This window comes from Nevskia soli, from assembly GCF_903970205.1.
GTDB lineage: Bacteria > Acidobacteriota > Terriglobia > Bryobacterales > Bryobacteraceae > Bog-113.
Genome location: NZ_CAJCHS010000006.1, coordinates 1 through 7162, shown reverse-complemented (window position 1 = coordinate 7162; position 7162 = coordinate 1). Strand labels below are relative to the sequence as shown.

The following is a 7162-nucleotide window of genomic DNA, read 5'->3' as shown; positions in this document are numbered from 1 at the left end:
TCATCGCTGACGCCCTTCACCTGATTGAATCGTGCGATGGCGTTCCTTACATGGGCGGCGTCATGGATCGGCTCTTTGCGTTCCTTGGGGAAGGCGAACTCCCCGCTTGTCATCTCGTCTCGTTGAGGTTCGGAAACTTTGGACATACCTGATCTAAAGCAACCGAATCGCCAATTTGCGAGGTTCAACGCGCGGTCGCGTACCGAGTTCGGCATAATCTTTCGGGTTCACAACCAAAGATGAAAAGCGACCGTACAGCCTCACTCCGAGCCCGACCGAAAGGGAGGGTTGTCCGCTGTCAGCCGCGTTGACCCTGGCCGGGCGGAACGGTGAATGTTAGGGGGCAATGCGTTAGCGGGCAGCCTGTGGTTAAACCGCTTCCTTACGGGCGCGGCTCTGAAACAGGGGCGCGGCTCTGAAACATACTGAATCCACTGAGCCGCGCCCGTAAGGAAGCGGTGCTTTCGGAGTCACCTTAAGATCTCGATGAGCAACACCCACGCATTCGCCACCCCTGAAAGGAACGAGAATACAAACCCGGGCACGAGCCAATAAAGCCCGGCTGTGTTCCCCAAAAGCAAGTAGACCGCGGCGACGAAAAAGGGAATGCTGGCCAAATGTGTTTGCACAATGCGGCTAACCAGCCATGTCAGAGGGTGGCCGGCGCGTGTCTTGGCATACCTGATTTGCGCAAGGCACTGCACCGCCCAAAAGAGCAAGGCGGTTGCAAAAACCTCGCCGGCGAGCGCCACAGCCGGCTGACGGGGGACCAGCGCGGCCGTGCATATAAAGAAAACCTGGAGGAACTGGACGAGCGATTCCGCCGCTCGTCCCGGCAAACCAGGGACGCGAAGAATCCGGCTCAGGTTAATTGAGGCCGCGACGAACACCAGGCCGGTGAGCGTGGCGGAGGCGCCGGCCTGCACGCTCAACAGCGTCTGCCATTCGACAAGTGTCGGCATTACGGCAATCAATACACGGCAAAGCAGAAGACCTGGTTCGATCCGCTCGGCGTGATCGCGTATTCACCGGGCGTCAGACTTTCGTTGACCTCCATCCGGTAAAGCCCCTCATCCACTTTTTTGATCGTCAAGGTGAACGCCTGCACCGCTTTGCGCTTCGAGAACGTGACCTCGCGGTGGCCGTCTTTCACCTCGAATCCGTAGACTTCCAGGCGCTGTACGTCGAGAGAATCCTGCTTCAGCAGAAAGATGGGGCTGGTCAGCGGCGTCCGCGCTTTGGCGTGCTCGCCCGGCAAGGTGTAGGTGGTCTCATCCTTCTTCTTGCCCGCCGGTTGTTCCTGGGCCTCGCCGGCATCGGTGGGAACCAGTTGGCTGGCTTGCAGCAGGTAAGGCAAATCTGTTTTCGGCGGCGTAGGGAAGCTTGGTTCGTCGGCCCGAAGCAGCACGCTGGCAAGCAAGAGAAGAGGGAGGAGGCGCATTTGCCGTCATTGTACTTGCGCGCGAAACCGCTCGATGAACGGCTCCAGCTCCGGCGCGCGGAAATCGTCAATCGCCAGGTCAACCGAAGGAAATTCCTGATGCGTGGTTTTGATCGCGACCACGCGCATCCCCGCGGCGTGTGCCGCTTCGATGCCGGCGTAGGAGTCCTCGAACACGATGCATCGCGCCGGCTCGACTCCCAGCAGCTCAGCGGCGCGCAAGTACATATCGGGCCACGGCTTCGGACGTTTCACCTGGAATCCGTCGACGGCCGCGCGGAATAGATGTTCGAGTCCGGCGGCGTGCAGGACGAACCGTAGATTCTCCGGTTCGGCATTCGTCGCGCAGCCGATCGCCAGGTCCTGATGCCGCTCCAGAAAACTGCGCAGACCGGGGACCAGCGCGCCGGGCAGCAGAGGCGCGATCATCTCGCGATACAGCTTCTCCTTGGCGGCGCCGTGAGCGAAAACTTCCGCATCACTCAGATGCGCGCCGAGGAAATCGCGCACGATCTCGTCATTGCGTTTGCCGTACATGCGCTGCTGCATCTCTTCGGTGGTCTCGACGCCTTGTGAACGGTTGTACGCGAGCCACGCTTCGCGATGGACGGGGTTGGAATCGACGATCACGCCGTCCATATCGAGGAGAAGCGCGATCGTGGCGTGCTTGTAATCAGGCATTCACGGCGTCCGTTAACCAGGCCAGATATTTGTCCGAGCCGGCCGCGGCGGGCAGCGCCAGGATCTCCGGAACTTCATAACTATGCAGTTCCTCGATCTTACTCCGCAGTAACTCAAATTTTGCAGCAGTAGTTTTGAACAGGAGTAAGTGCTCGGCCGCACTCTCTACCTTACCCTGCCACCGGTAAACACTGCGCATTTGCGGCAAAATCTGCACGCAGGCCGCAAGATGCAGCTCCACGGCGGCCGCGGCGATCCTTTCCGCTTCTTCCGCCGTCGCACACGCACTTAGCACAACAAAAGTATCATTCATAAAAGATGCATAAAGAGCTAAAGATGTTATTATCGGTCAGGATTCACTAACATGAACGTAAGTTTCGGAAGGTTGGCAATTGCCACGGTCGCGCTGGCGACTATTGGTTACGGACTTGCCGAATTCCGCGGTCCTAACGGCTACGCCGCGTTGATGGAAAAACGCCGCGAGATGGACGCGCTGAACCGGGAAAACAGAATGCTGCGCGATGAAATTCGCCGGTTGGACACGCGCATCGACAAGTTGAGTAAGGATCCGGAGACGCAGGAACTCGAGGTCCGCAAACGCCTGGGATTGGTCCGGCCCGGCGAAACGGTCTACGTACTGCAAGACGCCAAGCAAACTACGCCGAAAGCTTCGAAGTAGCATAGCGGTTGTGCATTCTCTGAGTGAAATCGCCGCTGTTATCGATCACACCCTATTGAAACCGGACGCCTCGCGCGAACAAATTATCGCGCTTTGCACCGAAGCGCGGCGCTTCGGTTTCGCGGCAGTCTGCATCAATTCCTACTGGGTACCGACAGCCGTGCGCGAACTGGGCGAGGGTCCGGTTAAAGTCTGCACGGTAGCCGGATTTCCGCTGGGAGCGTGCAGCACGGCGGCGAAAGTCGCGGATGCGGGCGAAGCGGTGGATAACGGGGCGGTCGAGGTCGATATGGTGATCAATCTCGGCGCGCTGCGCAGCGGGGATCCGGGCGCGGTTCGCCGGGACATCGAAGCCGTTGTCGAAGAATGCCATCGCGGCGGCGCGATCACGAAAGTCATCCTGGAAACATCGCTGTTGACCGATGCCGAGAAAGAGGAGGCCTGCCTGATTGCGCGCGATGCCGGCGCGGAGTATGTGAAAACATCGACCGGGTTTGCCGGTTCCGGGGCGACCGTGCATGATGTCGAGCTGATGCGCCGCGTGGTGGGCCCGCGCATGGGCGTGAAGGCGTCGGGCGGCATCCGCACCCTGGATGAGGTCGAACGGATGCTGGATGCAGGGGCTTCGCGCATCGGCGCGAGCGCGAGCGTACGCATTGTAGAGGCCGCCGCTGTCCGATAGCAAAGCCATTCAGGAGCGCGGACCGCGCCTCTCCGAGCCGCGAAAGGGTCCGTTCAAGCAACGCAGCGACCTGCTCGATTTCCTATTGGAAGTATCCGCGGCTACGTCGCAGACGCTGGATCTCGACGAGCTGCTGGCCAACGTGGGCCAGATCGTCCGCAAGGTTCTGGATGTCGACCTGTTCGCGATTATGCTCTACAGCGAACGATCGCGCGAGCTGACGATTCGCTACGCGATCGGACATCGCGAAGAGATTGTCCGCAATCTGAAGGTCGCGTTGGGCGAGGGGATCACCGGAGTTGCAGCCGAACGCCGGGAGCCGATTCTGGTTCCGGATGTCCGCAAAGACACGCGCTACCTGAATTCTCTCGACGCCGTGCGCAGCGAACTCGCCGTCCCCATGATCGCGCGGGAAAAGCTGGTGGGCGTCATCGATGTGCAGTCGACGCGTGAAGGCGCCTATGCGGAATACGACCGCAGCATGCTCCGTTTGATCGCTTCGCGCGCGGCGGCGGCCATCGATAATGCCCGGCTGTACCGGCGCGCCGAGCGGCAGTACAAAACGCTGCGCACGCTCTCGCGCATCTCGCACGAGTTCACTTCCATCCTGGAACTCGACGAGTTGCTCAGCAAGATCGCGTCGCGCGTCCACGGCCTGATTCCGTACGATGCCTTCAGTATTCTGCTGGTCGACGAAGAACGCAAAGTGCTGCGGCATCGCATGAGTTTACGCTACGACCAGCGCGTCAAGATCGACGAAGTTCCGTTCGGGATGGGGATCGTGGGAGCTGCCGCCGAATCGCGCCAGCCGATTCGCGTGGATGACGTGAGCACCGACAAGCGCTATATTTCGTCCCATCCGGACATGTTTTCGGAGGCAGCAATCCCGCTGGTGGTTCACGATCGCGTGATGGGCGTGATGAACCTGGAGAGCGACCGTCCCGCGTTCTTCACCGACGACCACATGCGCACGTTGAATTTGCTGGCGCCGCAGATCGCGAGCTCGATTGAGAACGCGCGGCTCTATCGGGACATTGCCGAGCGCGAGCGGCACATGCAGGAGGATCTGCGCGCCGCGCGCGAGCTGCAAACCGTGTTGCTGCCCGCGACGGTGCCGCCCATACGCGGGCTTAAGGCGGCGGTCGGGCTGCGGCCCGCGCGTGAGATCAGCGGCGATGTTTACGATTTCTTCCAGCATTCGGACGGCAGCACGGTGATCGCGTTCGGCGATTCCAGCGGCAAAGGCGCGGCGGCGGCGCTCTATGGCGCGGTGCTCGATGGATTGCTGCGGACGCTGGCGCCGCGCTGGCGCCGCCCGTCGCAATTGCTGAAGGCGTTGAATGACAAGCTGCAGGAACGGCCCGTCGAAGGGCGCTATGTCACGCTGCTGCTGTTGCTGTGGTCGCCGCAAACCATGCAGTTCACCGTGGGGAACGCGGGCAATACCATCCCGATGATTTGCCGCGACGGCGAAATCATGAAAGTCCATGTGGAGGGCGTGCCGCTGGGACTGCTGCCCGACCGGGAATACGACGAGATCGTTTTCTCCGCGATTCCCGGCGATACGATTGTCCTGTATTCGGATGGCGTCTCCGATCACCAGAGCCCCAAGAATCGGGAATTCGGACGCGCGCGGCTGGAGAACATCGTCCGCAAGCAGTGCGGCATCGCGCCGCAGGATTTGATCAACGAGATTTTCGCCGACCTCGATCGCTACAACATGGTGCGCTTCGACGATCAGACCGTGATTGTGTTGAAAGTGAAGCCGCAATCGCGGAGCAAGCAGAAGGCCTGATGTTCCGTTATCACGACGGTCGTCTGCTGTGCGAGAGCGTCGACCTGCGGCAGATCGCGGAGGTGGCGGGCACGCCCTGTTACGTCTACTCCGCGGGGTCGATTCGCGACAGGTATCGGGAGTACGATTTCGCTTTTCGCGATCTGCCGCATACCATCTGTTACGCGGCGAAGGCGAACTCGACGCTTGCCGTGCTGCACCTGCTTGCCGAGCTTGGATCGGGATTCGATATCGTTTCCGGAGGCGAACTGTATCGCGTCCTGAAGGCCGGCGGCGATCCTTCGAAGATCGTTTTTTCCGGTGTGGGGAAGACCGCGGCCGAGATCGAATTTGCGATCGAGAGCGGCATCCATAGTTTCAACTGCGAGTCGGAAGCCGAGCTGGAAATCATCGACGGCCTTGGGGCGGGGCGGAAGGTCAACGTCGCCATCCGGGTTAATCCCGACGTGAATGCGGCGACGCACCCTTACATCTCGACGGGCCTGACCGCGCATAAGTTTGGAATCGATATCCGGCGCGCGGAACACATCTACGCGCATGCCGCACGGCTGCCGAATCTTCGAGCGGTTGGAATTAGTTGCCATATCGGGTCGCAGATGCTGGATACGGCGCCGATGGTCGAGGCCGCGCGCAAGATACTGGCGCTGGTGGAGCGCCTCCGCGCGGCGGGACATCAACTTCGCTACATGGATCTGGGCGGCGGACTCGGCATTGCGTACCGTCCGGAGGAATCCTCGCCACAGATTTTCCGGTTTGTCGAGCCGCTATACGACGAGTTGCTGGCCGGTGGTCTGGAGATTTTCGTCGAGCCCGGCCGGTCGATTGTGGGCGCCGCGGGCATGCTCCTGACGCGGGTGTTGTATCGGAAGCACACGCCGTCTAAGGAATTCGTGATCGTCGATGCGGCGATGAACGATCTGATCCGGCCGGCGCTTTACGGGTCGCATCATGAGATTCTGCCGCTGGAACAATCGGAGGAAGTCTCGGTGGTCGATGTCGTGGGACCGGTATGCGAGACCGGCGATTTCTTTGCTCGAGACCGCGAACTGGCGGGGGCGCGGACCGGGAGTTTGTTGGCTGTTGCCGCCGTGGGCGCTTATGGATTTGCGCAGTCTTCGAATTACAACTCGCGTCCGCGCGCGGCGGAGGTGCTGGTGGATGGCGATCACTGGCGCGTGGTTCGCGAGCGGGAGACGTTTGAGGATCTTACGCGCGGCGAGCGGGTCTGAGCAGTTCCATTGCCTCGGCAACCAGGAACAGAGAGCCGGAGATGAAGGTTGTGGAACCGCATTGCGTGAGCGCCTCGCGCAGCGTGGGTGCGCATCTCAAGTTAGGATGGTCGACCATTCCGAGGAACGTTTCGGGTGCCAGCGCGCGGGGCTGATTCGGAGCGGTCACGATCACTTTCGCGAAGCATGGAAAGAGGATCGCGGCCATTTCTTCGACGGACTTGTCGCGCATCGCGCCGAAGATCAGGGTGGGTTTCGGTTCGGAGTAGAACTCGGCAACGTAGGCTGCGAGTGCGCGCGCGCCGGCCGGGTTGTGCGCGCCGTCGACGATCATTTCCGGATTCGCCTGGATGCGGTCCAGACGCCCGGGCCATCGGGCGTCGCGCAGACCTTCGGCGATTGATTCGTACGGGACGCCGAACGCATCGAGAGCTGTCGCCGCGGTTAGCGCGTTGACGATCTGGTGGCGGCCGGCGAGTCCGCAGTGGAGCTGTTCGTTGTGCGTCCAGATGTCGCTTCCGTCGCGGTAAGCGATCACGCGCTCGGCTGACCAGGCCGCAATCAGTTCGCCACCGTGCGCGCAAATCACGCGTTCTGCTTCCGGCCGCTGGGGCGCGATCACAGCCGGGACGCCCGGCTTCAGGATTCCCGCCTT

10 protein-coding genes are annotated in these 7162 nt (G+C 61.1%); 4 read left to right on the top strand and 6 right to left on the bottom strand.

The features are described 5' to 3' along the window. The 5 genes from H1Y01_RS19835 to cutA all read right to left on the bottom strand — a co-directional run. Positions 1-113: DUF6582 domain-containing protein (locus H1Y01_RS19835; protein WP_367399751.1), on the bottom strand; the 113-nt coding region annotated here is incomplete at its 3' end. Between the two features lie 357 nt (positions 114-470). Beyond that, entirely contained in the window at positions 471-962 is a 492-nt protein-coding gene (locus H1Y01_RS00275; RefSeq protein WP_180538091.1) for a hypothetical protein, read from the bottom strand. A gap of 8 nt (positions 963-970) precedes the next feature. Next, positions 971-1441: a hypothetical protein gene (locus tag H1Y01_RS00270; RefSeq protein ID WP_180538090.1), complete on the bottom strand. Its 471-nt coding sequence runs from the start codon at positions 1439-1441 to the stop codon at positions 971-973. 6 nt (positions 1442-1447) lie between these two features. Further along, on the bottom strand, positions 1448-2122 hold the full coding sequence (locus H1Y01_RS00265; RefSeq protein ID WP_180538089.1) for an HAD family hydrolase: 675 nt from the start codon (positions 2120-2122) through the stop codon (positions 1448-1450). Further along, positions 2115-2435, bottom strand: coding sequence for a divalent-cation tolerance protein CutA (gene cutA, locus H1Y01_RS00260; RefSeq protein WP_180538088.1), 321 nt, complete (start codon positions 2433-2435; stop codon positions 2115-2117). Before cutA ends, H1Y01_RS00265 begins: the two co-directional genes overlap by 8 nt. Positions 2436-2486: 51 nt before the next feature. Between cutA and H1Y01_RS00255 the strand changes: the two genes are divergently transcribed. The 4 genes from H1Y01_RS00255 to lysA all read left to right on the top strand — a co-directional run bounded on the left by H1Y01_RS00255 (position 2487) and on the right by lysA (position 6507). Then, a complete protein-coding gene (locus tag H1Y01_RS00255; protein ID WP_180538087.1) occupies positions 2487-2801 on the top strand; it encodes an FtsB family cell division protein in 315 nt (104 codons plus the stop codon). 19 nt (positions 2802-2820) lie between these two features. After that, the gene (gene deoC / locus H1Y01_RS00250; protein WP_180538093.1) at positions 2821-3483 is read left to right on the top strand and encodes a deoxyribose-phosphate aldolase; all 663 of its coding nucleotides are present in this window, start codon (positions 2821-2823) and stop codon (positions 3481-3483) included. Positions 3484-3568: 85 nt separating this feature from the next. Continuing rightward, the gene (locus H1Y01_RS00245; protein ID WP_219341142.1) at positions 3569-5278 is read left to right on the top strand and encodes a GAF domain-containing protein; all 1710 of its coding nucleotides are present in this window, start codon (positions 3569-3571) and stop codon (positions 5276-5278) included. Next, positions 5278-6507, top strand: a complete 1230-nt coding sequence (gene lysA / locus H1Y01_RS00240; RefSeq protein WP_180538086.1) for a diaminopimelate decarboxylase — start codon at positions 5278-5280, stop codon at positions 6505-6507. The genes H1Y01_RS00245 and lysA overlap by 1 nt, the downstream gene beginning before the upstream one ends. Here the strand turns inward: lysA and H1Y01_RS00235 are convergent. After that, on the bottom strand, positions 6485-7162 hold a 678-nt coding region (locus H1Y01_RS00235; protein WP_219341141.1), incomplete at its 5' end, for a glutamate ligase domain-containing protein. The two genes, lysA and H1Y01_RS00235, sit on opposite strands and share 23 nt — an antisense overlap.

Excerpts from the sequence above, each read along its gene's own strand:
- H1Y01_RS00275 (WP_180538091.1), bottom strand. The coding sequence starts at position 962 with ATGCCGACACTTGTCGAATGGCAGACGCTGTTGAGCGTGCAGGCCGGC.
- H1Y01_RS00270 (WP_180538090.1), bottom strand. The coding sequence starts at position 1,441 with ATGCGCCTCCTCCCTCTTCTCTTGCTTGCCAGCGTGCTGCTTCGGGCC.
- H1Y01_RS00265 (WP_180538089.1), bottom strand. The coding sequence starts at position 2,122 with ATGCCTGATTACAAGCACGCCACGATCGCGCTTCTCCTCGATATGGAC.
- cutA (WP_180538088.1), bottom strand. The coding sequence starts at position 2,435 with ATGAATGATACTTTTGTTGTGCTAAGTGCGTGTGCGACGGCGGAAGAA.
- H1Y01_RS00255 (WP_180538087.1), top strand. The coding sequence starts at position 2,487 with ATGAACGTAAGTTTCGGAAGGTTGGCAATTGCCACGGTCGCGCTGGCG.
- lysA (WP_180538086.1), top strand. The coding sequence starts at position 5,278 with ATGTTCCGTTATCACGACGGTCGTCTGCTGTGCGAGAGCGTCGACCTG.